Below are 25537 nucleotides of genomic sequence, written 5' to 3'. Positions count from 1 at the left end.
ACTAGTCAACTTGAAATTTTGCCTCAGTGGTTATCCTTTTTCGGAGATCTTTATAAATAGGATTTGAGTTTTTAGTTAAAGCCCGGGATAATTCTTCGAGGTGCTTTGACCTTAATGCCTTATCATTAATTTGAAACCCGCGAGCCAATAGAACCCCCCCTTGTTTATTATTATAGTTGGATATGGCCTGATAGAAGAAAGAGCTTTCAACACCAGGTGGCTTACTCATGATTTGTTGTAGATGATCCTCGAGGAAAGGCAGGAACTTGGGATGCGGAAATTTACTAATGGCAAAAAATGTGGTTGCTAACGGATAGTGCCTAAACGGTTCTCCAGTAACTTTCATCTCCATGATAATGTCGGCATCTTCTGCTCTTTTGAAATTGGCAAGGGCAATTACAGCTCCGGCCAGTCTATCGGTGATTGCAACCTCTCTTATCTTACTGTAATATTTTAACTTCTTTCCAGCTCTTCTGATTGCCCAGTTCCTAGCCTCCAATTTGTTTGGAGTAAAAATAAGAAGGCTATCCAAAGTATTTGAATGCAGCGAGTCGTGAGAAATTGCCTCATGACCCCGAAAGACATCCAGGAAATAGTCTCCCACGAACTCATCGCGCTCTAAACAGCTGGAGTAGGTTGAAATTTGTATCGTGTCTTGCAGGTGACTCGTTATGACCTGGAAGGCTGCGTTCTCGCTACGTTGCGTTAGCGCTTTGAAGCCATACCATCTCACGATGGGACTATTATGGTTTGTTAGCTCAACCAACTCCTCAATCGTGAGTTTTTCTCTCAGTAACGTTAGTGGGTAATCTTTAGGCAGATATCCAGCGTGTAGACCCATGGTGTTGGATGGTACGGTGTCGTCGTTCTCGATTAGTGAAACTATGCCCTTCGCTTCATTTGATAATTTATCGCCATTGAATTGCGACTGTGCGGAGACTTGCAATGACGCAAGCACAAAGGATATGAGTATTAAAAATTTCATTTTGACTAATGTCAAAAATACTGAAATTTCTGCCGGTCTGGAAATTTGATGTCACTTCGGTCTGCTATGTGAAAGATTGTCGCTGCAAACTCCGGAGCTGATGGCGTCGGAGTTTGCAGCATCTTAATCATCAGGCCGTCGGTTGGTTCGTCATGCGGCTGTACGGCGGCAGAGATTTGTTCGGTCAATGAATGGAAGGATATACGTGTGACGGTTGACGAAATCATATATCCCCACCGGCCTATTCTGTTTTCAACAAAACCGCCGGACTTGTCGCCGCCGACTTCACCGTGACAAAAACAATGGTGACAAGCGAAATGGCCAGCAGCAGCAGCGGGGGGAAAACAAACATTTGCCATTCATAGCCTACGCGAAAGGCAAAGTTTTCGAGCCACTTGCTTATGCCCAAGATGGTGACCGGAAGCGACAGGCCGTAGGCAATGACCAGCAGCCAAAACGAATCTTTTGAAAACAGAAACAGAATTCCGCCGACCGACGAGCCAAGCACTCTTCTGATGCCGATCTCTTTGATGCGTTGTGAGACGCTGAAGATGCCAAGGCCCAGCAAGCCCAATGAAGAAATGATGATGGCGAGAATGGTGAACACACCAAAGATGCTGGCAAACTGCACGTCGTTCTTGTATTGGTTGTTGAAATGATCGTCGAGGAAAAAATATTCGTAGGCACTGTTGGGGAACGCATCTGAGAATAGTTTGCCGACCTGGCTGATCATGGCCGATGTTTCCAATTCTTTGGCATCGATCTTTATGGAGAAGTAGGGCCAAAAATCGTACATCGGATAATAATAGATGATGGGCTGATATTTTTCGCGAAGCGACAGTTGATTGTGATTGCTGATCACGGCCGTGATCTCGCCCACAAATTTGCGGCCCTGCTCAAACACAACCTTTTCGTGGATTGCATCTTCGGGTTTCTTGAACCCCAGGCTTTGTGCCAGGGCTTCGTTGATCATGATGCGGTTTGATGCTCCTGATATCAGGTAGCCATCGTCTGTGATGAGCTTGGGTTGACTTGGGTCTACATCTCTCGGCACATAGAGAAACCTGTCTTGTTCGGTGAGGTTTCTCCCCGCCACGATCTTTATGCCATAGGTGGAGAAAAAATTCTCGTCGGTATTGATAAAAAACGTGCCGACGTTGCCCGATTCATCTTGCGTGACCCGGCGAACATTGTTTCGTTCCACAATGACGTGCCCCGGCACTTCGGTAGATCCTGCAATCTGTTTCACCTGCGGCAGTTGCCGCACAGCATTCATAAATTGATTGACGCGCGTTCCATAGGTTGAGTCACCTATCGGCGACGCCCGCACCACCAGCATGTGTTCCTTGTCGTAGCCGAGGTCCTGTTTTTGCATGAAGTTCATTTGCGTGGACATGGTGACCATGCCCGCCACCAGAATCATGGACAACACATATTGAAACACGACCATGCCTTTGCGCAACGCCGTGCCTTTGCCCGACTTGATGAACTTTCCTTTCAGAACAACGGCGGGGTTGAAGGACGACAATACCAACGCAGGATAAAACCCAACCACCGCGATGCCGACGAGCAACGTGAGCACCACCGTGGCCCAGAAGGATGGTGTGTAGAAGGTGCCGGACGCCATGAGCGTCTGAGAAAAATTCCGGCCTATGAGTGATTCGAAATAGGGAGTGACAATCACGGTGATGATTGCCGCCAGCACAATGGAAAAGATGTTGACCAGGAATGCATCGAAGAAGAACTGCGTCATCAACTGGATGCGTGATGCTCCCGACACTTTCCGCAAGCCCACTTCCTTAGACCGCTCAAGCGCCTTTGCCGTGGAAAGATTTATATAGTTGATCCATGCTATGACGAGGATGAAGATGCCCAGCAGCGACAAGAAATAGACTGTTCGTTCGCTTCCGTTTGCGCTTTGCTCTAGTGTATAGTCTGATTTCAAATGAATGTCGGTGATTGGCTGAAGCCATATGCGTGACCTGAACTTGTATTGCTCCCAGATCTTTGCCGTGTGTTTCTCCATGAGTGCCGGCAACTTTGCTTCCAGGGCATGGGGGCTTGCGCCGGGTTTCAACAACACATAGTTATAGAACTCGGGCCATGCCCATTCGTCGTAGCCCCAATTGGGGCCCAGCAAGCTGGTAGACAGCAGCACATTAAACTGCAGGTGCGAGTTTTCGGGCACTTCCACAACGGCCGTTACTTTCACGGGCATTCTGTTCAGCAACAATATATTGCCCACGGCTGGTTTGTTGCCGAAATATTTTTTTGCGATCTCCTTCCGAAGTACCACCGACTTCATGTCGCTCAACGCACTTGTGTCGCCCTCGAGCAATGGAAAAGAGAACATGGAGAGGAAGGATTTGTCGGCAAAGAACACAGCCTCTTCGTTGAAGGTTAAGGGGCCCTTGGGATCGCCTTCATAGGTGAAGGTGACGGCGGGAAAAAACTGCGACCCGCGCATCACTCTGGCAAAGTCTTCGACCTCGGGAAAGTCGGCCTTCATGGCTGGACCGATAGACGGGTGATTGGTGGCGGATGGGCCTGCCGCAAGCGCGCCGCTATATTGAATGGGCACGCGATAGAGCCGCGATGCGTTTGCATGAAACAAGTCGTAGCTTCGTTCGGCCTGAATGTATTGATAGATCATGAACACAACGGCCATGCCGATGGCAAGACCGATGATGTTGATGAAAGAGAATATCTTATTTCTCAGCAGATTTCTCCAGGCGACGATTAGGTAAGATTTGATCATGGTAGTTGGGGGTGATAGTGCTGGGATGTTGCTAAGGCCGCAATAGTTTAGTGTTGACCGGTTAAAATTTTCTGTGGCAGTTCATTCACCCCCAAGCCCTGATGGAGGCGTGGCTGGCGCGTCGGGACGGCCCGGGAGCGGGGCTATGAAAAGCACGAGAACTTGATGCAGCAAATTTCTCCTATCGCACAAACGTTCAGCACCAAAAAACCCACGCGGCAAATTCAGTTACACAAAATAGCATTTCTTTCTCAAATTATCTTGAACCGGTGCCCCTTGCCCCAACCGGCATGAAACCACGCCGCGGACGTCGTGGCATTTCAAAGCGGCGTTGTCGATAAGCTAGTTTACATGCGAGGCACTCGCGCTCACGCGAACTTGCTTTTACAGTTCGAAATAAAAAACCATTCCGATTTTAACCTGGGTGAAAAAAATTCGCTTTCAGCGATGGTTCATTTGTAGACAAATGACCTGGCAAGGCTTTTAACCTCCTTGAACGGCGTGCATTTAGTAAAACAATTTTCATACAACACATATCCCGACCGGCCTATGTGTCACAAAAAAAGTTACAAAGGCAAATCATGAGAAGCATCCAGACCAATGAATACATAGAAAGGTTAAGAAAGTTTGTGAAAGACTGTTCGGGTATGCGCGACGAAGACTTTGATCTTTCTGTTCCTTATTGGCAACACAAAATCTACAAAAAGGGAGAGTTCTTTAATGAGTATAAGAACGTGTGCAAATATCTTGGCTTTGTGCTTGATGGCGTGTTCAGAATATACCGGTTTCACGACCAGTCGGGCGCGGAGAAGAACATGTTCTTTTTCACCAAGAATCAGTTCATGTGTTCGTTCAAAGGTTTTTTTAGTCAGAACAGCTGCGACTATCATACGCAATCGCTCATCAAATCAAAAATATTATATATCCACCACGACAGCCTGCAGCATCTCTATAAAATATCGCCGGTTTGGGATCGCTTCGGGCGGGTGTTTGCCGAATCGTCGCTACTCGCCGTGATGACCAACACCGAAGCCGTTATGTTCAAAAGCCCGGAAGAGCGCTACCGTGAACTGGTGAGCGTTCACCCCGACATTTTCAATTCAGTGCCGCTCTATCATATCGCATCCTACCTTGGCATCAAAGGGCCATCGCTTAGCCGAATCAGAAAACGAATTGTCACAAAAGAAAACCCGGTGGCCGTTAACACTGCCGTTTCTGTTGAGCCCAAAAAAGAATTTCGATTTTAACCTGGGTGAAAAATATTCGGTTTGGGCCAAGCTAGGTTTGCATCGTCTAAAAAAAACACAAACAAATTAGACGAACCAAAACATGAAAAAAATCTTATTGTCATTCACCCTTTTAGTTGTTTTTGCAGTGCTGTTGTCGTGTTCCAAAGATGATGACCCCACGCTGGTCACCAAGACCTATGTGATTGTGCCGGGAGCATGGTCTGCGCCTTATGCATGGGCCAACGTGAAAGCGAACCTGGAAAAATCGGGCAACACGGTTGTGGTAGTGCAATTGCCCGGTCACGGTTCTGATCACACCGCTCCCCAAAACCTGAGCATCGACGTGTATCGCGATGCTGTTGTCGACGCGATCAATACGCTAAGCGGCCAGGTTATTCTGGTGGGCCATAGCATGGGTGGTGTCGTGATTTCTGAAGTTGCAGAAAAGATTCCTGCCAAAATTGAAAAGCTGATCTATGTCGCAGCATTCGTTCCGGTGTCGGGCCAGTCGTTGCTAGATCTGGCACTACCCGACACCACGTCCGTGTTGCATGGAAACCTTAGGCCATCTGGCGACGAGTTAACCATTGATGTCGTTTCTGAGCAGATCATCAATGCCTTTATACAGGATGGAACCACCAGCCAGAAAGACCTGGTGCTGTCAAACTATCAAACCGAGCCGTTGATCCCCTTCACCAACAAGGTGGCGTTAACCACGGCCAACTATGGTTCGGTGCCAAAGGTCTATATCAAAACCTTGGTAGACCACACCATCACTCCCGATCTGCAAAAACGCATGCTGGCAGCAACACCTCAGTTTGCAGCAACCTATGCGTTAAACACCGGCCACAGCCCCTTCCTTGTGAAACCAGATTCGGTCGCCATCCTGCTCACCAACATTGTAAAATAATATTCAACAGAAAATATTTTCATCAATCAATCAAAATACGATCACTATGAAACGTTCAGCAAAAGCACATTGGAAAGGCACCCTGCAAGAAGGCCTTGGCGAGATCAGCACACAAAGCACGGTGCTCAAAGAAACCCGCTATTCATTCAAAACCCGTTTTGCCGATGGCATCGGCACCAATCCCGAAGAACTGATTGCTGCAGCACATGCAGGCTGTTTTTCTATGGCCCTTAGCGCCACCCTGGCACATCACGGCATCACCGCCGGCGACATCTTCACCACCGCCATTGCAGATCTCGACATGCAGGCATTAAGCATCACGGGAATCCATCTGGAATTAGAGGCCACCGTTATTGAAGGTGTCGATGAAAAAACATTCACCGAAATCGCCGAAGGGGCAAAAGCACATTGCATCATCTCAAAGGCCTTGAGTGTGCCGATCACATTAAGCGTAACCTACGCCTGAGCAGACCGCGATCAGCCTTCGGGGTGCTGGCAGCGCGTTGGATAGTGTCATGCCTTTTAACTTCTGCATCACCGCCAAGGCTGATGGCTGCTCTGATTTTTACATCACTATAAATCTAAACACAAAAAAATGAAACCGAATTCAAACACAGGCAACACAACGTTTACGCACCAAACCGTGCCAACGGACTATGTTGATGTGAAGGGCGTGAAGTTCGCATACCGCTCGTTTGGGAAACAAGGTGGCATACCCATCATTTTTCTACAGCACTTCACGGGCACCATGGACAATTGGGACCCGGCGGTAACAAATGCGCTGGCAAAGAATCACCACGTAGTCTTGTTTAACAACAAAGGCGTGAGCACCAGCAGTGGCAAAACCCCAGACACCATTTCTGAAATGGCGAAGGATGCCATCGACTTTATTAAAGCACTTGGTTATGACCAGTTTGATTTACTAGGTTTCTCACTGGGTGGTTTCATCGCGCAAGACATTGCGGCCAATTACCCAATGCTGGTAAGAAAGCTGGTGTTGGCCGGCACGGGCCCGATAGGCTCGGAAGGCATCACCCAATTGGAATCAGTAATCAGCGATGGTTACAAAGATGGGCCGGCGAATGCGTTAGTCAATCTGTTTTTTGCAAAGTCGGCCAAAAGCATAGAAGCCGGCAGGGCCTTTATGAAGCGACTTCAACTCAGGGCCAACGAAAGAGACACCCCCAGCACCAACGAAACGGTGGGCGCGCAGGCGAAGGCAATCATAACATTCGGCTACCAGAAAGATGACGAACGCAAGCAGCTTCTGGCCATAAAACAACCCGTGCTCATCGTCAATGGAACAACCGATCTGATCGTGCCTACCATCAACTCCTATGTTTTGTCGCAATACATTCCCAACTCCAAACTCATCATTTGGAGCGATGCAGGTCATGGCGGATTGTTTCAGCATCACGAAGATTTTGTCAGGGAAGTAGAAATTTTCCTGGGAACACAGGTTTAAAAGACAACTAATAACAGAGGCAGCACATGCTACCGGAAACTGAAAACGTAAACGGCGATTTTAACCTGGGTGAAAATTTACGTTGTTCAGGCTTGGTAGGTTTGTGTAAACAAAAAGGCCAAAGGCCAAAAAAACGAAAATGAAATCAACACTCTTACTTGCTGCAATCACAATGTTTGGTTTTGCGGCCATTGCTCAGTCAACTGCAAAGAAAAATGAAACCATTGTCCTGGTGCACGGCGCCTGGGCCGATGCCTCTGCATGGCATGGCGTGACCCCTCTGCTCCAGGCAAAGGGCTATAGCGTTATTGAAGTCAATCTTCCCGGTCATGGAAAAGACGAGACATCCTTTGCCGGCATCTCGTTGCAATCTTATGTAGACGCCGTAACAACCGCGATCGGTTCTAAAAAGAACATAATCCTGGTTGGTCATAGCATGGCCGGCCTGGTCATCAGCCAGACAGCCGAGGCAATACCCGGTCAAATAAAAGAGCTTGTCTACCTGTCTGCGTTCCTGCCCCGAAACGGCGAAAGTTTGCTTTCCCTTGCAAAGCAAGATCCGGATAGCCATATTGGAAAATATTTAAACATCGACGAGAAGAACGGCACCGCGGTGATTGCAAAAGACAGAATCGTAGACGTTTTTGCCCTCGACGCTCCCAAAGAAGTACAAACTTACCTGGTTGCTAACACAAAAGCTGAACCGTTGGCGCCTTTGGCAACGCCTGTTTCGCTCACAGAAAAGAACTTTGGAAAAGTGAAAAAGGCCTACATCTTTACAACGCTCGACAATGCGGTGAGCTTTAATGCCCAAAAGGCAATGGTTAAAAATACACCTGTCGGCAAAGAGGAAACCCTCATCAGCAGTCACACATCATTCATTGCTTCTGCAGGCAAGCTTGCCGAAGCTATCGTGAAGAGTGTTAAATAGTAAAATTGAACCAATGCAAAAGCTCACATGAATTTTTGTGAGCTTTTGTTTTTGTAAAGAATAATCCCAATATGATATGATCGAGCTAGAACTATTAAAGTCAGCCATACAGTCCGCGACAGGCATGGACGATAAAACCTTCGAACTTTCTGTTCCGTATTGGCAACTAAAATCTTACAAAAAGGGTGAGTTCTACAACGAATACAAAAATGTTTGCAAACACCTCGGTTTTGTGATAGGTGGCGTATTCAGAATATACCATGTAGGCGAAGAAACAGGCGACGAAAAGAATATGCTTTTCTTCACTGAGCGGCAATTTATGACGTCGTTCAAAAGCTTCTTAAATCAGACAGCATGCGAATATCATACCGCTTCACTAACCGATTCAACGGTTATATACATTCACATCGATCATCTTAATAAGTTATACTCAGAATCTCACGGATGGGAAAAGTTTGGAAGGGTGGTTGCCGAGCATGCCTTCAACGATGTTATGTCGAACACCGAAGGCTTTCTTTTTAAAAGCCCCGAACAACGATATCTGGAAATGACCCAGAAACACCCCGACATTTACAATTCCGTGCCCCTCTATCACATTGCGTCATACCTGGGGATACAAGGCCCATCGTTGAGCCGGATTAGAAAGAGGATGGCTGGGAAATAGCATAGATCGCGTCGCCGATTGTTGACATGCAACGTTTAGGTTATAATAGTAAAGACAGGCTCTCTTTCGAGAACCTGTCTTATAGAATCACATCACAGTCTTGATTAAAACCGTTTCGGCAATATTTTCCGGTACCAGTTGATACCGGCAAAACGTGAGTGAGGCAGAGGCCCGTCCGGACGACACCGTTCGGAGTGACGTTACATAACCAAAGAGGTTAGCCAGCGGGACTTCCGCATCAATCCATTGCGCATTGGCTTTGATGCCAATTTCGCGAATGATGCCGCGTCTCCTGTTGAGGTCACCGGTTATCGCTCCGGTGTATTCTTCCGGAGTGACGATGTCAACGCGCATCACGGGTTCAAGAAGTTTGGGCGAAGCTTTCTTTGCAGCCTGCTTGAAACCTAACGAAGCCACCAGTTCAAAATCCTGCGCGTGAGAGTCTTCATCGTGGATGCTACCGTCGAACAGTCGTACCCGCATTGACTCCAGCGGATATCCTGCCAAAACTCCATTCTTCATCGCTTCCTCAAAACCTTTCTTCACCGAAGAAATGAATTCTCTGGGGATCGCTCCGCCTTTCACATCGTTGACGAAGTCCAACCCGTGCGTTTCATTGGCGGCAGGAAGCAACTCAAAGTGTATCTCGGCAAAACTTCCACTACCTCCGTTCTGTCGTTTAAAAACCTCTCTGTGCAACACCGGCTGTGTTAACATTTCGCGGTATGCAATCTGGGGTTTCCCCTTTGTGATCTCAACACCGTAGTCCGTCGCGAGTTTCTCCATGACCACTTCAAGGTGAAGCTCGCCCATTCCTCTTAGTATGGTTTGGCCCGATTGCGAATCTACTTCCAGCTGCAGCGTAGGGTCTTCATCCAACAACCTGGACAATGACTGGCTCAGCTTGCCGGATTCCTTTGCCGACTTCGCTTCAATGGCGTAGCCGATCACCGGGGCAGGGAAATCCATACTCTCCAGACGTATCGGATGGTCAGGCACAAACAACGAATCGCCTGTCTTGGCATCTTTCAATCCTACCAAAGCACCGATGTCGCCTGCTTGTAGCGTTTCCAAAGGCTCCATTCGGTCAGACAGAACGCGGAGTAGCCGACTAACACGCATCGACTTGCCGGTGCGGCTGTTCTTTATTTGATCGCCACTCTTTATCGAGCCTGAATAGATCCTTAGCAACACAAGCTTGCCAACATAATCATCCGTGATGACTTTGAACACAAGCCCTGTAAACGGCGCACTGACATTTGTTTTTCTCGTGATGCTTTCACCACTATCCGGATGCGTTCCGTTTATCTCTTCGATATCCGCCGGTGAAGGCAGATAGGAGACGATCGCATCCAGTAGCGGTTGCATGCCTTTGTTTCTGAAGGCTGCTCCGCATAGAACCGGAGTAAGTTGGAGTGACAGTGTTGCTTGACGTAACGCCTGTCTGATCTCTTCCTCCGTTACTATTTCAGAGGTTGTATACTTCGCAAAGATGACTTCGTCAACCAATGCGAGCTGTTCCAGCAGGTGTTGTCTCCAATACGTTGCCTCTTCAAGGAGCGTGTCGGGTATGGCTGTGCTTTCAAAGGATTTTCCATCGGCGTTGTTCCATACCTGTGCTTTCCAACCGATGAGATCGATGACTCCCGCAAAGGAATTTTCAACGCCAATAGGCAATTGCACTGGTATTGCAACCGTGCCCAACTTTTCCCTGATCTCCTTTACCACCCTGATGAAATCCGCGCCCTGCCGGTCCATCTTGTTTACCATGATGAGGCGCGGTACTTTATACTTATTGGCCTGATGCCACACCGTTTCCGATTGAGGCTGTACACCAGACTTTGCACAAAACACAGCCACGGCTCCGTCAAGCACGCGAAGTGACCGCTCTACTTCAGCAGTAAAATCTACGTGACCCGGTGTGTCGATCAAGTTGACCTGGTATCGTGTTTGACCTACTTCCCAGAAAGTGGTTATGGCAGCGGAAGAGATGGTAATTCCTCTCTTGGCTTCTTGTGGATCTGTGTCCATCATGGTGTTGCCTTCATCCACATTGCCCATTTTATGAATCACACCTGTGTAATACAGTATGCGCTCAGTGACCGTAGTTTTTCCAGCGTCTACGTGAGCCATGATTCCAATATTTCTTATGTTTTTTAACGTTGTCATTTTCAGAATATTTAAAGTGTTGATCTGTACGTGAAGCAATAAAAAAAGCCTCTCGTTCCGGAGAGGCTTTCGTAAGCACACAGTCTTACCCGTTGCCTATGTCTCCGGCATCATTATCATTTCACGTACTATAGTTTTTAACTGATGTTTTATCATGTTGTGTTAATTAAAGAATTACGCTCAAAGGGGAGGCAACAAAAAAGCCTTTCCCGGATGAGAAAGGCTCGATATGATGTTTAATCATGATCACTTACCTCATTCTTCCGGATACATATTGCGCCCCCCATCTCCTATAAAGACGATGTGGCTACTGGCAATAATAGCGTTGATGGCCATTTTGCCTACAGCGTTGTTTCGAATGTTGAAGTTTGTTGTCATGACGTTAAGTCTTAAACTTTACTGACGGCAAAAGTAATAATAAGATTGATATAAACTTTTCCGGACAACCTTTTTTTTAACAAGTGAAAAAATCAGGAGAGTTTCCCGGCGGATTGGAGTTCAGCGCGGGTTCAACCTAAGGGGTTTATCCATCTTTCTCCACTACTTTTTCCTTTGAAACGTCCCGGCAACCTCCTGGAACATGGCTTCATTCTCCTTAAATTTTTCAGTAGCGGTGCCGTAGATCACATAATCACCCTCCTGGTCGAACAGCATCACGAGATACATCAGCTCATTTTTGTTATTGCCATCCGATACTCCTTCGGCAATGATCTCGTAGCCCGGCATGCCATCAATGTCAACAGGGGAGGTACGCTTGATCTGAATATGCTGATGATACAGTTCGGTATTCAGGTATCGCTCCACAACAGCTTGGCGATCTGCGGCATTGGTGGCTCCTATTCTGCGGGCTACCACCAGCGCGAGGTCTGAAGATGAGTTTTGTCCGGCACCTTTATATAACAGCATGCCATTGAGAAGGCGGTCAAACGTTAATTGATCATCGTCGGTTTCAATTTTGAAGTCCGCATCGTCTCGCGGATCTGGAATGGCCTCATCTTGAAGAACAACGGAAAACATGGCGGTCGTTATCCGTTTCTCCATAACGGAGTCGGAGGGCAGGTGCTGCCCAATGACGGTAACTGTGACGTCATCATCGCCGAAAAAAAGAAAATGTTTTTTATACGATTCGCCATCACGCGCCACGATATACAGACCGTCATAACCATTCACGGTCATCGGCTGCCGGCTGATCAGGTCTTTTGGACTGATGAGGACCTCGTCATATTTTTTTATCTTCTTCTGAACTGGCTCCCGGTCCTGAAAAAACTTGAGGGTAGTGGTTGTGCTGAAGTCGTAGTAGCCCTGAAAAATATTGGCTTCCGAGAAGTTGTCGGGTGGCACAACCAGAATGTTTGTTCCCCGAACCTTGATGTGTTTGTCGCTCTTTTCGTTGTTGAGCGATAACGATTTGTCATCCGAAATCCGGCCACAGCCGACGCCGATTGCCGATAAGACTGCAATGGAAATGACCACCGTGGTCAGTGTTTTGAAAAGTTTATAAAATGGCGTGCACGTGATTTCAAATGCTGTCTTCAGTCCCATGATCTCGTTGTCTCTCTAATTTTAAGGTTCAGGTTGCTGTCAAAGAATGGTTCAAATTTAGGCATTACTGTCCATAGACTAATTGGTATTGAAGCACAATTAAAAGACAGTCTTGCCCAAAAACCTACATGCTGTCGTCCAGCCTATTTCTTTTTAACCAGCACCGAGGCAATCATCGAAATGACCAACAGGAAGGAAATGATGATCAACGATATTTCAATAGGAATTTTGTAGAAATCGGCGATCAGCATTTTGAAGCCGACAAACGCAAGAATCGTGGCAAGGCCATACTTCAAGTATGCAAAATACTTTTCAATTCCGGCCAGCGCAAAATACAGGGAGCGAAGACCCAATATGGCAAAGACGTTTGACGTATAGACAATAAAAGGATTTTCGGAGATGGAAATGATGGCGGGAATCGAATCCACGGCAAAGATCAGGTCGGTGGCTTCGATCAGCATAACCACAATAAAGAGGGGTGTTGCCCAAAGTTTGTGGTCGCGTTTCACAAAGAACTTGTCTCCTTCAAAGGAGTCTGTCACGGGAAATATCTTCCTAACCAATTTCACAACGGGGTTCTTCTCCGGGTTCATCGGCTTGTCATCTCCAAAGATCATGCGCGCGCCGGTCACGATAAGAAAGCCTCCGAAAACATAGATGAGCCAATGGAACTTATGAATGAGCTCAATGCCCGCAAAGATAAAAATCACCCGCATCACCAATGCGCCGAATATTCCCCAGAAAAGAACCTTGTGCTGGTAGGCATCGGGTACGCGGAAGTATGAAAAGATCATGATGATCACAAAAATATTGTCAATGCTCAACGACTTCTCCACCACATAGGCCGTGAAAAATTCGATCGCTTCTTCTTTGTCAAAATAGTAATACACAAAAAGGTTGAACAACATGGCAAGCGCAATCCACACTGCGGTCCAGGTCAAGGCTTCTTTTATCGACACCGAATGTGATTTTCGATGGAAGACGCCCAGGTCCAACGCAAGCATGCCAACCACAAACAGGCTGAACGATCCCCAAAGTATTGTTTCTTCGCTCATGAAATATTCAGTTTAATTTTGGATGAAGGGTCTGCCAGGTTCAGTTGGTGGTGTATACATCTTGATGGTGCCACCTGATTTGCCGGCACTGCCAGGAAAAGATGTGAAATAAAGCGGAAGTTCTGTGTCATTCACAGCACAAGACCCCGTGCAGCAAAACAGCAAGAAAATACATAACAACCATGGCAATCAACACATAGTCAACTTCCATTTCTTTGTTCTGTTTCGACTGTGGGGCTATCGACATAGACTTCGTTTATTAGATCGTTGTTTATAAAAAGAAGTGACTTTATGTGTTTTCCTGTTTTCGTGTAGATCTTAAAATACCCTTCGCGACTGCCTTGCACATATACACCTTCGCTCACCAGTGCTCCACAAGGATGGTAAGAAGCATACCGGCCATGCGGCAAACCGTTTTCATAATGTTCTTCGAGCATCAATTCTCCCGTATCATAATATTCGCGCCAAGGCCCATGTTTCAGATTGTGCACGTAACAACCTTCTGCAATCAGAACGGCGCGGCGGTTAAACGCTTTCCATCGCCCTTCTTTGGGTTTGGGTTTCGTTTTTCCGAACAGGTGGTTAATAATTTCCGTCATCACTCTTCTATGCGTAATCTTCACAATGGAACACCCCGGCGTGCCGCCCCGGCAAGCAGCATGCCTTCGCATGGACACAGCTCTTGCAAAGCCCCTGGGCAACATCAGCAGGCGTGTGCATGTTCGTTTGTCCGCCGGCCACATAGACCTCGCACTGAAATATGGTTTTCGCTGTACTCCTTCTATAGGAACAGCTCTCTGCATAAATGCAATCGGGGCAAAGCCCGCGCAGTTCATTTTGAAGAAGCGTTTCCAGACAATCAGCAGTGAGCATACGGGTGCCTTTATGGCGATGCCATCCAAAAGGCATACCACGAATAAATCGGCGAAACAAAGGAAGGAAGGCACACTGCGTGCAAACGCAGTGGTTAAATTTGAACCAGTGGTACTTTTTGTACCACCAACCTTACAGCTTGTATTTCTTTAGCTTATCGCGCAAAGTCTTCCGGTCAATGCCCAGCACGAGGGCCGTTTTTGAAATGTTATTTTGGTGAGCCGCCAAAGCATCCTGAATGTATTCGCGTTCCACATCTTCCAGGGGCCGGTCAAACCCCTTTGCTCTGACGCCCGAGTAGCGAAACGATTCGGGCAGGTCGGGAATGTCGATGGTGTTGTCTTCGGCCAGAATTACCACGCGGTGAATAAGGTTCTGGAGCTCGCGCACATTTCCCGGCCACGCATAAGCTTGCATGGCCCGGAGTGCTTTTGGCGAAAATTTCATGGGTGGTTTCCCAAGCTCATGAACATATTTCGACAAGAAAAAATCCATGAGCTCAAGCAGATCGTCGCCCCGTTCGCGCAGCGGCGGCAGATCGATGGAAATAATATTCAGGCGATAATAAAGATCCTCGCGAAACAATCCTTTCTTCACCAGCTGCATCAGGTCAACATTAGTCGCGGCAACCACGCGCACATTCACGTTGAGGGTTTTTTTTGAGCCCACCATATAGAACTCCTTTTCCTGGAGCACGCGCAAAAGTTTTGCCTGCATGGCCAGACTCGTGTTGCTGATCTCATCCAAAAAGATTGTGCCGCCGTCGGCGGTTTGGAAGAAGCCGGCCCGGGTTTCGGTTGCGCCTGTGAAGGCCCCTTTCACATAGCCAAAGAGCTCGCTCTCCAGGAGGGTGTCGGGAATACCGCCGCAGTTCACCGGCACAAAGGGGGCAGCCGAAGCCTGGCCGCCATAGTGCAGCGCGCGGGCCACCAATTCTTTTCCCGTGCCACTCTCGCCTTGAATCAGCACCGTGGCGCGCGTGGGTTTAGCCTTGTTGATGGTGTTAAAAACTTTCTTCATGCCATCAGAATGTCCAATGATTCCAAAGTTTTGGATCGCCGGTTTAGACGAGGCCTTGGCTTGCCTGTGCGTCTTTTGCAAGACTCTTTCCACGGCTGTGAACAACTCCTCATCGGTAAACGACTTCACGAGGTATTCTTCTGCGCCGATCTTGATGGATTGAACTGCACCTTGAATGGAGGGAAAACCCGTGATCACGAGAATGCCGATGTTCTTATAATTTTCCGACGTATGTCGCACCAACTCAATTCCGTTTTCGCCCGGCATTTGCAGATCGGTGATCAGCAAATCAACCGCCACGCTTCCTAAAAGTTTGATGGCCGACTGAACATTGTGGGCTGTATAAATGGCATAGCCTTTCGACTGCAGGTTGCGCTTAATGAGCTCCACGCTCTCTGGCGAATCATCTACAACCAATACGTTGATGGGAACAAGCTCTTTTTTCTTCATGTCATTTACCATTCTGTTTCAACGGAAGCAATACCTCAAATTTTGAACCTTTGCCGACCGTGCTGCTCACCAGAATCTTTCCCTTGTGATCTTCCACGATTCCCAGCACCACCGAAAGGCCCAGCCCTGTGCCTTGCCCCACCGGCTTGGTGGAGTAGAAGGGCTCAAAGATTTTTTTTCTCACTTCCGGCAACATGCCGGTGCCCGTGTCTTTCACGGTCAGGCCTACGTGGTCTTTTTTTCGTTTGGTCGTGACCGTTATCTGGCCGCCGTGCGTCAACGAATGAATCGCATTGGTGATGAGGTTAACAAGCACCTGGCTCATTTGCACCTCATCGGCTTGGATAAGCGGAAGGTGAGGATCAAGTTTCTTCACAATTTTTATGCCCCGGCTTTGAAAACGGATGTCGATAAAATAGAGAATATTAGACACGATTGCATTCAGGTTCACCGCATTGATCTGGCGGGGCATCTGCCGCGAAAAGATCATTAGTTTCTTGATGATCTCGCGCGTATAGAGCGAAGCTTTGATGATTCGTTCGATGTCGCTTCCGTTTTGTTCGTCGAGTGCACCGGTCTTTTGTATCAATTGTGCAAAACCCAGTATTCTTCCCAGGGGCTCGTTCAGTTCGTGCGCAATGCCGGCCGACAGTTCGCCAACAAACGCAAGACGTTCGGAGTGTTGCAACTGCATCTCCAGTTTCTGCTTGTCTTCCTCGATCGCGGCCCGTTTAACGAATAGCGACAACTCGCGTGCAACAATCCTCACCAGATTGTTCTCCTCGGCAAGGAAAACATACTTTGCTTTCTTGCTTTTCAGAGGAGCCCGATAGCCTATCTGGATCGTTCCGTATTTTTTCTTGCCCATTCCCAGGGCCGTTGTCATCGGCTGATGGCACTTTGAAAATCCCTTGGTAGCGTAGCGTGTTTCGTTCACAACAATGCAAACTTCGGCCAGGTCGGGATACTGCATGGCCTGCGGAAGAATGGCGAGTGTCTTTGTGAGTATGGCGTTCAGATCATTGTCGGCCTCCCAGGCTATTTTAGATAAGTCGTAAAGACATTTCAGCTCCTTAACCCTTTCCTTCAGTTTTATGTCGGTGCTATTCATGGTCGGCCTCGTTTTTAATAACAGTAAAGATATGAAGAGTGAAGCACTAAGTGAGCCAAAGAGTTTAACGCGTTCGCTGGGTAGATTCTACCCAGTGGGTAGTTTTTGGCCAGGCCGGTGCGCGGGCAAGTTCAAATAGACGCGCCATTGGCACCTTTGTCTGGCACGGATACTGCAACGCCGTTGTGTAAACCGAATCGTCATGGAAAAGAAAATGTTAATCACCGATACAGACTATCACCGGCTCATTGGTCTGATCGGTTTCACAACCGAAACGGGCAAGACACCGGAAATGTTGGCGCAATTGTTCCACGCACTCTGCGATGCAGAACGTGTATTGCCCGAGGAAATTCCGGAGAGCGTCGTCACCATGAACTCCAGCGTGTTGCTAAAGGATTTGTCGACCGGGCGTGAAACGGAACTAACCATCACCTATCCGCAAGACGCCGACCATCGCGAGCGAAGGGTGTCTGTGTTTTCTGCAGTAGGCGCGGCGTTGTTGGGCATGCAGGCCGGCGATGTTGTGTCCTGGAAAGTGCCGGCTGGACAAGGAAGATTTCAAATTTTAAAAGTCACGTATCAGCCGGAAGCTGTAGGCGACTATTCATTATGACAGCCATAGGCAAACTACTGCTCCTGCTGACGTTGCTGCTGTTGGGTGGTTATGTGAACTACCGCGCAGCAACCCGGATGGAGCACTACGGCCGGCGGCAGCAGCGATTGGCAAAACTGAAAGCCAGTGCCACCGTAGACGACTATGCGTTCATGAAAAAGATTTTGAGCGGGAGTGCCGCAGTGGCGCAGACGGCCGACGCAGCCCCTTCAACAAGTCTTGTCGTGAAAAACGGAGCGGTGATTGGCGAAGGGCACGACCGATCGAAACAACTCATCGATCCATCGGCCCACGGTGAGATGGAGGCCGTGAAAGCGGCATGTCAATACACCGGCACAACCACATTGAAGGGCAGCGTGCTCTACACGAGCATCAAACCTTGCCCCATGTGTCTGGCATTGCTCTACCTCGCAGAGGTTGAACGGATCGTCTACTACGCACCATCGGACACAACGCAGTGGAAGACGGCAAGCCTTGCCTACCGCAGAATCTATGACGCCCTGAACCAGGACTATGCCTATCGGCCAATACCGGAACTGGTGTTGCAGCCTTCAGACATTGAGAAGTTTGCCGGCGATGGATGGAGAAAGCGATAGCGCGTTGCCAGCGGGAAACTTATCGCAAAAGGAAATAGCTTTTAATAAAACGAAACAGGAATGAGGACGAAAGACTTAAAGAAAAGCATGTTGGAGTATTGTAAAATTATTTTGTCGAAGATGAGTTTCAGTAGAACGCTATTCAGAAAGGAGTATAAAAAAACCTTCGCCTACCTGGCGCCCGCCGAGCACGATGAATTGAAGCGATGGTTGCGGGCCCCGGGGAGGCAAGACGGACAGTAGGCTAGTCGTTCTTTAATACGTCTACCGGATTCGACTCTGCAGCCCGAAAGGTGAAAATCAGAATGGTAGAAAAGACAATCAACACGGCCCCCAGGCCAATTAACGGGAAAGCAGCAAAGCTCCAGGGTGCCTGGTAGGCAAAGTTGCTTTTCCAGTGCTCCATGATCAGCCACGTGAAGGGCGCTGCCAATATGCAGGCTAACACCGTAAACTGAAGCGTCCGTTTCGAAACCAGGAAAATGATACTGAACACTGACGCACCAAGAACTTTACGAACCCCGATCTCCTTAAGCCGGAGAGATATCGTGAAGGTGGACAATCCAACAATGCCGAGTAGCGATATAACAATACAGATGTAGGACAGCCAGGATACTATGGTGCGCAGACTCTCGTCGTGGTTGTATTGCTCGTTGAATGAATCGTTAAGAAAGAAATAGTCGAATGGGTGGATGGGATCATAGTGGGGCCATTGCTTTGCCATGTAGGCAAGCGCTTCTTTGGCATGGCTTTGTTCTACTCTCACATAGAGCATGCCCGCTTGGAACCTTGGCTTAACCATTATCAGGGGTGCTACTTTTTGATGCAACGACTGGAAGTTAAAATCTTTGAGAACACCGACAACCGTTCCCGGATACTCGCCATGAAAAAACGCGATCTTTTTGCCGAGAGCGTCATCGCCGCATTCCATTGCTTTAACGGCAGCTTCATTGACCAGGTATGCGTTTTCGAAATCCTGTCCGTTCACAAAATCCCGTCCCTTGATGATTTTCATATCCATGGTCTTAACAAAATCGTCTCCGACATAGGCGACATTAAATCCTTGCTGACGCGTGCCAGTGTTTGTTTCGACCATCCAGTTCGACACCCCGGCCATGTTAAAACCCATTATCTGGTATGAAGTAGTGATTGAAGTTATTCCGGCACGATTTGTAAAATCATTTTTGAGCGCTTCAATTTTATTGGTCACACTGTCGCTGCGTAAGGGAACTATGATGACGTTGTCTTTTTGAAAGCCAAGGTCCGCCTGGTGAAGAAAATCAATCTGTGATCCCATTTGCCACGTGCACATAACCACCAGAACGGAGACTGCCAATTGTGTGGTCACAAGCACACCACGCAGTGCAGAGGCCGAGCGTCCGTGTTTTAATATTCCCTTCAAGCCCGACAATGCGGGAATGCTCGATAAATAGATAGCCGGATACAATCCTGATAAAATTCCTGTAAGGAGTGCTAAGGAGATGGAACCTACAAGCAGGGTAGTGTTTTGAACAGGCTCAAATTTTAGAGGTATGCCTAAGGTGGTTTCTACAAATCCAAGGGTCACCACGGCGTAGACCACAAGCCCTGAAACGACAAGACTGCACAGGCTCACAGCCGTAGATTCAAAAAGAAGGGCACTGGCAATCTTCCTTCTGCTGGAGCCAATAATTTTTCTGATGGAGATGCTCTGCGCACGAAGGAGGGCTTTTGCGGTGGAGAGATTAACGTAATTTATCCCGGCAAGCAAAATCAGGAACAGTGCTACGGTGGACAAACTATAGAGATAGGAAAGATTTCCGCGCGGCAGATCGTCGTTCAGATCGGAATGCAAATGAATACTGGCCAGTGGTTCAAGGATGGGCTTGTAGTCACCACCAACGGAAACACCAAACGGCTCAAAATATTTACGGTAAATGGCGGCGAACTTTTGATGAAAGGCCTGCACATCAAATCCCTCATGAACTAAAATGTATACGTACGCATTAGGATTCCAAAAATCTTCCGATACAATGTCGGCTATCTTTGTTTGAGGCAGTGGTATGAGCAGGTCGAATTTGACGTGCGTGTTGTCGGGCTGATCGCGGATAACAGCAGACACAATTCGCGATGTTCCATCAACGATAAGCATGCTGTTGATGGCAGATTCGGTGCCACCAAAATACTTTTTTGCCATCCTTTCCGTCAGCACAATGGAGTTGACCTCGGCAAGACAACTCGTTGCATCGCCGACGATAAACGAATGCCGGAAGACAGAAAAATAGGGCAAGTCTGCCATGACGAGCCCCGTTTCATAAAAGCTTTTTTCAGCAGACGCAACACCATTCGAAACAAGTGTTGGAGGAAGCGGCAGCAATGTTACTGACGACACGACTTCCGGCATTTCAAGCGGCAGCACAACACCCAGGGCAGGCGAGTTTTGTGCCGTGTGCAAGAAGAGTCCCGTCTGCTTCTGATCACCACCAACGCGATAGATACGCTCATGTAACGGAAAGTGTTTATCATAGTCGATCTCATGCTGCCAGATCAGTAGCATGATTATTCCCGTCGTTATCCCTAATGTCAAACCCAGGATGTTCAGGAAAGCGAAAAATTTGTCCCGGAGAAGATTCCTTAGGAAGGGTGGGAGTGCAGTCAACATAAATGAAGTGTTTGATGTTGAAGTTACATTTTTTTTGGCTTTCTGCTGCATAGAGCATAGGCTGGAAAACGATGGTTCGCCGATAGCTCCAGATCTGCTACCCTTCTGATGTCAACACCCGCTTAAGGATGCTGTAGTGGAAATCACTTACTCATGACCATGGTGCTCACGCGGCCTGCAGATCGCCCATTCATATTCGAATTTGAATATGTTAATCACGGTGGGGTCGCCCAGGTAGGTTGAATTCCAAACGATCTTTTTGACGAGGTTTCCGTCATACGTATAGCTGAAGGCATGGGTTGTGGCCGTGATGGGCGCGTCCACGATTTGATAGACACCTTTTAGCGGATTGTTTTCCGAGAATGTACTGATCAACGGGATGCTATAACTTCCTCCCGGAAAATTGGAAAAACCGCCCAAGGGAAAGAAGGCCGGATTGTTAACGGCATCGGCGAGGATCATGAAAGGGTTAATCTTGTGATCGTATTCCGAACCGGTAAATTCGGTGAACGTGGGAACACTATAGACGCGGGCCACATTGTTGCCTTGATAGACAAACCTGCGGTCGAGCTCGAACACCACATAAGGATTTCCATCCAGGTCGGTGCCCCATTCCTGATAGGTAAACGACGATAGCTTTGTGGGTGTCAGGTAATTTATAATGTCAACGCGATTGGGCTGGGCAATATCCGCATAAGATGCCTGCGAGGTTCTGATCTTCGAAATGCCCCATGGCCCCTGCGAAAAATCGAGGTGAGCTTCTGGCGTAGACTGACCGTGAAGGACAATGTCAGCGCTGTAGAGTTTTTGATTCTCATCATAGGAGAAATGGATGTCGCGGTCGGCAGCTTTCAGTTGGGTAAGCGTTCCATAGGGATCGTATTGCGCACGATAAAGAATGCCGCCCCATTCCATGGTTTTGATGCGGAGTTTTTTTGGCGATGGACCAGGGCCAAAACAGGAGGAGAGAAACAGGCATGCAAAGATGAGCACACCGGCGAGGGAGTTGAGTGTTTTCATAGAAGAGAGGGTTATGTTTACCTAAGATAATCATTGACCACTTCATCGAAACGGCATACTTAAATTAAATTTTCGTTATGGCTCCTGAGATCCCTATAGTCCGGTATGATTTTACCTTCGGTCAAGGCGCATCTTGTGAAAATTAATTTTCGATTTCGCAATGCCTATTTTGACCGACAAGGGAGCTTGATTTTTTTTCACTACCGTCGCCGGCAGTATGATAGTGTGTGGCGTGGGACATTCATTTATGGGCGGAAGATCAGACGGTGTTGCGTCGCTACAACACATATGTTGGGTAAAACGAAAGGAACGTGGAAGCGCGTTGCCGTCATGCTCACATCAGAGGTAGCAAACCAATTTGTTAGGAGCGATAAAATTGATGGTCTGGTCTGGGCAACATGAAAACGAGTTCTTAGGCCGGTTAGTGAATAGCGATCACCTCTGTTTCCGGGAGGCCTTTCACAACCAACTGAATGTGCCGGTCTGCGGCTTTTACCTTGAAGGCATGCAGTATTTCCAAAACATCGTGGTCAATATAAACGCTGCGTGTGCCGTTGATCTCTACCAGCGAATGCTCCGGAATACGCTCCAGGAGTTCCATAAATCTTTTCTTATTCAAAAAACTCACATTCAATGCAAGGTCGATGGTGAACTGGCGGATGCTTCCGTCTTGCCGCTCCTGCACGGTGTAGCCTGCGCGATAGGTGTGTTTGACCAGGAAATAGATAGCGTAAGCAACTCCTATCACTACGCCGATGAGCAGATCAGTGGACAGGATTGCCGCAATGGTGACAACAAAAGGAAGGAACTGCTCGCGTCCCTGTTTATAGACTCCAATAATCATTGCCGGCCGTGCCAGGTTGTAGCCGGTGCGCATGAGTATGACTGCCAGTACACAATACGGAATGAATTGTACTAATGACGCAGCGAACAGTGCAGTAAGCAACAACCAGACACCATGAAGAAATGCAGACAGCCTGGTCTTGGCACCGGCCTCTGCATTGGCGGCGCTCCTGACAATGACAGAGGTGATGGGCAAGCCCCCCAAAACACCACTGGCGAAATTGGCAAATCCTTGTGCAACCAGTTCACGATTTTGGGGTGTGATTCGGTTGGATGGATCGAGTTTGTCGATCGCTTCAATGCTCAGCAATGTTTCCAGCGTAGCAACCAAGCCAATGACCACTGCACTTTTCCATATCTGGCTGTTGCTAAACAGAGCGGAAAACTCTGGGATTTTTGGTTCAGCAAAACCGTCGGCGGGCAGCAACACAAATTGTGAGGAAGTAAGGCTGAGGGCGGGTACATATTTCTGAAAAACAAACGCGAGCAGCGCTCCGGCCAATACCGTAACAAACGATGTGGGCAAGAAGACAAGGCGGGGAGCCATCCACTTTTTCCAGGCGATGAGAAACAGCAGCGAGAAGCAGGCAATTAGTATGGCTCCCGCCGATACCTTTTCCGACAGTCCGCTCATATCAAACCCGCGAAAGGTGATCAGATTGAAAAGTTCTTCTTTCCAAAAATCAGGTTTGTCATAGCCGATGATCAAGGGCATTTGCTTGAAAATTAAAATGATGCCGATGGCGGCCAGCATACCTTTAATTACCGCCGAGGGAATGAAATGGGTAAACCCTCCAAGCCGAAGAACGCCCAAAAGAATTTGCAGCAACCCGGCAATGGCCACCGACAGAAAGAATTTCTCGACAGATCCCAGCGACACAATGGCCATCGCGCAAATCGCCGTAAGCCCGGCGGCCGGACCGCTAACGCTTAGCGTTGACTTACTGATCAGGGGGATAATCATTCCACCGATGACGCCCGCCAGAAGACCGGAATAGAGGGGAGCACCCGAAGCCAGTGATATGCCCAGGCATAGCGGCAAGGCCACAAAGAAGACCGTGATGCTTGCCTTGAAATCATTTTTGAGAAATGCGATTGAATAGAGATTGTGCTTTTGAAGAGGACTCATGACGCGGCCAAATCTACCGTTGATGCAGCGATCGGAAGGTGACAAGGCTCTTGTTTTTTCCTGATTAAAATCAGCCTTTGGCTAATTATGGCTGCTCAATGCGAAAAAAGTGCACCCGCTATTTGTGAATTTGCCAATGGGGCGCGTCCGGCCACCCATGCCGGCGTGAGTCACTTTTGGTTAGCTTTTGACAGAGGGGAGTAGGCCTTGAAGGTTAGGAACACACCAAAGCCAATCAGTAGTAGTTCGATCGCAAACGTGAAGCCATCATTTTTAAATTGAGATTTGTAAAGCTCCGGAAAAAACATCCGTGCCATGCCCAATAGAATGGCAAGCCATCCAAGAATCGTTAAACTGGTTTGCCAGCCCACCGTCCAAATGGAATGACTGCGGACGATGGCAAGGCCAGCAACAAAAAAAAGAACGCCTGATAGATATACCAAAGGCGTGATTTGTGAATCGTAAAGCGTGGGATTCCACATTTTTAATTCAGCCAAAACCATGACGACTAACGTTGGGCCCGCAATGCCAGCAATTGATCTTGATTTTTCCATTGTTCCCCGGTTAAATGCCCTGGTAGTCCATCGATACAACAGTATGGAGTTTAAAACTAAATCATGCACAAGGTTTGCGCGATGCACTTCGGTCGTCGTCATCCTGTCAGGCCGATGCTGCGTGCTGCTATTTGGTTTTAGAGTTCTTCACGAGCACATAAATGGAAATTATAAACGCAATGGAGTAAACAATCGCCAATCCTGTTTTTTGAAATTTAAGATTTTCAAAGTCAAATTGCTTAAACAATGTGACGCCTAAAATGATGGCGACGATGCCAAACGTAAACGAAAGTGTTTTTTTCTTTTCCATAAACTAATGTTGTACTACATGCTCATTAATGTCCCTGGCGGAAATTGCCATTGGCGCAAATGTGATCATTTCCGTGCTATTTGCTGCCATGGCTTTGAATATTTTCTAAGTACCATTGCCGACAGCATAGGGTAGGTTTTTAGAAATAGATTCACTGTGAAACTTACTTCACGTCTATTTCGACCTCGGCTGTAAATTCATTTTCGGGTTTGTTTTTGTCCCAGACCTTCATGTTGATTTTGTACTTTTCGCCGGATTGCATAGGGCTGCCCACGGTCACCGTTCCTCTCAAAACAGAAGCCTGCTCAGGCGTGTATCCCTCGCCGCCCGCGAAGAGATCGGCTTCATTGATAATGAATTTTCCTTCTTTGTCAGTTACGGCAAGCTTAAGACCCGGCGAGGCTTTGTCATCTTTTAACGCATAGTTTCTCAGGCCCTCTACCACAATTGCTACTTTCGAATTCAGGTCAACTTTGTTATCGGTTTGTATTTTATCTTCCGGTCCAACAAAGTAGACCTGATCCAGTCCGAAGCCATTGTAGGAATACGATAGTCCGGTTTTAAAATCTTTATTCGTGCCTGCGCTGAAACTGCAGGAAGACAGGATGCTCACAAGAAGAAGGAGTAGAAGAGAAGGGGTCGTTTTCATAGGGTCAGGCAAAGTTTTAG

General features: G+C 47.8%; 24 protein-coding genes. 9 read left to right on the top strand and 15 right to left on the bottom strand.

The window, feature by feature from the left end; translation table 11 throughout:
• Position 1: 1 nt before the first annotated feature.
• Positions 2-985, bottom strand: coding sequence for a hypothetical protein (locus JI741_RS05775; RefSeq protein WP_202008040.1), 984 nt, complete (start codon positions 983-985; stop codon positions 2-4).
• A 241-nt stretch (positions 986-1226) separates the two neighbouring features.
• Positions 1227-3743, bottom strand: a complete 2517-nt coding sequence (locus tag JI741_RS05770; protein ID WP_202008039.1) for an ABC transporter permease — start codon at positions 3741-3743, stop codon at positions 1227-1229.
• A gap of 581 nt (positions 3744-4324) precedes the next feature.
• Between JI741_RS05770 and JI741_RS05765 the strand changes: the two genes are divergently transcribed.
• From JI741_RS05765 to JI741_RS05740, 6 genes are all read left to right on the top strand, one after another.
• Positions 4325-4990: a Crp/Fnr family transcriptional regulator gene (locus JI741_RS05765; RefSeq protein WP_202008038.1), complete on the top strand. Its 666-nt coding sequence runs from the start codon at positions 4325-4327 to the stop codon at positions 4988-4990.
• An 82-nt stretch (positions 4991-5072) separates the two neighbouring features.
• Positions 5073-5882: an alpha/beta fold hydrolase gene (locus JI741_RS05760; protein WP_202008037.1), complete on the top strand. Its 810-nt coding sequence runs from the start codon at positions 5073-5075 to the stop codon at positions 5880-5882.
• A gap of 46 nt (positions 5883-5928) precedes the next feature.
• The gene (locus tag JI741_RS05755) at positions 5929-6348 is read left to right on the top strand and encodes an OsmC family peroxiredoxin (protein WP_202008036.1); all 420 of its coding nucleotides are present in this window, start codon (positions 5929-5931) and stop codon (positions 6346-6348) included.
• Between the two features lie 129 nt (positions 6349-6477).
• Positions 6478-7347: an alpha/beta fold hydrolase gene (locus JI741_RS05750; RefSeq protein ID WP_202008035.1), complete on the top strand. Its 870-nt coding sequence runs from the start codon at positions 6478-6480 to the stop codon at positions 7345-7347.
• 139 nt (positions 7348-7486) lie between these two features.
• Entirely contained in the window at positions 7487-8278 is a 792-nt protein-coding gene (locus JI741_RS05745; RefSeq protein ID WP_236675877.1) for an alpha/beta fold hydrolase, read from the top strand.
• 76 nt (positions 8279-8354) lie between these two features.
• Positions 8355-8942 (top strand): Crp/Fnr family transcriptional regulator, encoded by a 588-nt coding sequence (locus JI741_RS05740; protein WP_202008034.1) that lies wholly within the window; start codon positions 8355-8357, stop codon positions 8940-8942.
• 87 nt (positions 8943-9029) lie between these two features.
• On the opposite strand, the gene fusA is transcribed toward JI741_RS05740, so the two are convergent.
• From fusA to JI741_RS05720, 5 genes are all read right to left on the bottom strand, one after another.
• On the bottom strand, positions 9030-11111 hold the full coding sequence (gene fusA, locus JI741_RS05735) for an elongation factor G (RefSeq protein WP_202008033.1): 2082 nt from the start codon (positions 11109-11111) through the stop codon (positions 9030-9032).
• 255 nt (positions 11112-11366) lie between these two features.
• Positions 11367-11489: a hypothetical protein gene (locus JI741_RS32745; protein ID WP_255534511.1), complete on the bottom strand. Its 123-nt coding sequence runs from the start codon at positions 11487-11489 to the stop codon at positions 11367-11369.
• Between the two features lie 162 nt (positions 11490-11651).
• Positions 11652-12584, bottom strand: a complete 933-nt coding sequence (locus tag JI741_RS05730; RefSeq protein WP_202008032.1) for a hypothetical protein — start codon at positions 12582-12584, stop codon at positions 11652-11654.
• Between the two features lie 212 nt (positions 12585-12796).
• A complete protein-coding gene (locus JI741_RS05725; protein WP_202008031.1) occupies positions 12797-13708 on the bottom strand; it encodes a TerC family protein in 912 nt (303 codons plus the stop codon).
• A 200-nt stretch (positions 13709-13908) separates the two neighbouring features.
• Positions 13909-14307, bottom strand: a complete 399-nt coding sequence (locus tag JI741_RS05720; RefSeq protein ID WP_202008030.1) for a toxin-antitoxin system YwqK family antitoxin — start codon at positions 14305-14307, stop codon at positions 13909-13911.
• A 70-nt stretch (positions 14308-14377) separates the two neighbouring features.
• Here JI741_RS05720 and JI741_RS32445 point away from each other — a divergent pair, with 70 nt between their 5' ends.
• The gene (locus JI741_RS32445) at positions 14378-14734 is read left to right on the top strand and encodes a hypothetical protein (protein WP_236675876.1); all 357 of its coding nucleotides are present in this window, start codon (positions 14378-14380) and stop codon (positions 14732-14734) included.
• On the opposite strand, the gene JI741_RS05715 is transcribed toward JI741_RS32445, so the two are convergent.
• Both JI741_RS05715 and JI741_RS05710 read right to left on the bottom strand, forming a co-directional pair.
• Positions 14714-16051: a sigma-54-dependent transcriptional regulator gene (locus JI741_RS05715; RefSeq protein WP_202008029.1), complete on the bottom strand. Its 1338-nt coding sequence runs from the start codon at positions 16049-16051 to the stop codon at positions 14714-14716. The two genes, JI741_RS32445 and JI741_RS05715, sit on opposite strands and share 21 nt — an antisense overlap.
• Position 16052: 1 nt before the next feature.
• Positions 16053-17162 (bottom strand): sensor histidine kinase, encoded by a 1110-nt coding sequence (locus JI741_RS05710; protein WP_202008028.1) that lies wholly within the window; start codon positions 17160-17162, stop codon positions 16053-16055.
• Between the two features lie 202 nt (positions 17163-17364).
• Between JI741_RS05710 and rnk the strand changes: the two genes are divergently transcribed.
• Entirely contained in the window at positions 17365-17775 is a 411-nt protein-coding gene (gene rnk, locus JI741_RS05705) for a nucleoside diphosphate kinase regulator (RefSeq protein ID WP_202008027.1), read from the top strand.
• Positions 17772-18371: a nucleoside deaminase gene (locus JI741_RS05700; RefSeq protein ID WP_202008026.1), complete on the top strand. Its 600-nt coding sequence runs from the start codon at positions 17772-17774 to the stop codon at positions 18369-18371. Before rnk ends, JI741_RS05700 begins: the two co-directional genes overlap by 4 nt.
• Positions 18372-18615: 244 nt before the next feature.
• On the opposite strand, the gene JI741_RS05695 is transcribed toward JI741_RS05700, so the two are convergent.
• The 6 genes from JI741_RS05695 to JI741_RS05670 form a co-directional block, all read right to left on the bottom strand.
• Positions 18616-21063, bottom strand: coding sequence for an ABC transporter permease (locus JI741_RS05695; RefSeq protein ID WP_202008025.1), 2448 nt, complete (start codon positions 21061-21063; stop codon positions 18616-18618).
• A gap of 96 nt (positions 21064-21159) precedes the next feature.
• Complete coding sequence (locus JI741_RS05690; protein ID WP_202008024.1) at positions 21160-22032, bottom strand: hypothetical protein; 873 nt, start codon at positions 22030-22032, stop codon at positions 21160-21162.
• 421 nt (positions 22033-22453) lie between these two features.
• Positions 22454-24004: a SulP family inorganic anion transporter gene (locus JI741_RS05685; RefSeq protein WP_255534510.1), complete on the bottom strand. Its 1551-nt coding sequence runs from the start codon at positions 24002-24004 to the stop codon at positions 22454-22456.
• A 170-nt stretch (positions 24005-24174) separates the two neighbouring features.
• Complete coding sequence (locus tag JI741_RS05680) at positions 24175-24558, bottom strand: hypothetical protein (protein WP_202008022.1); 384 nt, start codon at positions 24556-24558, stop codon at positions 24175-24177.
• Positions 24559-24685: 127 nt separating this feature from the next.
• On the bottom strand, positions 24686-24868 hold the full coding sequence (locus tag JI741_RS05675) for a hypothetical protein (protein ID WP_202008021.1): 183 nt from the start codon (positions 24866-24868) through the stop codon (positions 24686-24688).
• Positions 24869-25031: 163 nt separating this feature from the next.
• The gene (locus tag JI741_RS05670; protein ID WP_202008020.1) at positions 25032-25517 is read right to left on the bottom strand and encodes a hypothetical protein; all 486 of its coding nucleotides are present in this window, start codon (positions 25515-25517) and stop codon (positions 25032-25034) included.
• Positions 25518-25537 lie beyond the last annotated feature (20 nt).

It is taken from the genome of Chryseolinea lacunae (assembly GCF_016735595.1).
In the GTDB taxonomy this organism is placed as follows: domain Bacteria; phylum Bacteroidota; class Bacteroidia; order Cytophagales; family Cyclobacteriaceae; genus Chryseolinea; species Chryseolinea lacunae.
The sequence above is the reverse complement of the archived record's forward strand: the minus strand, read 5'-3'. Positions and strand labels throughout refer to the sequence as shown.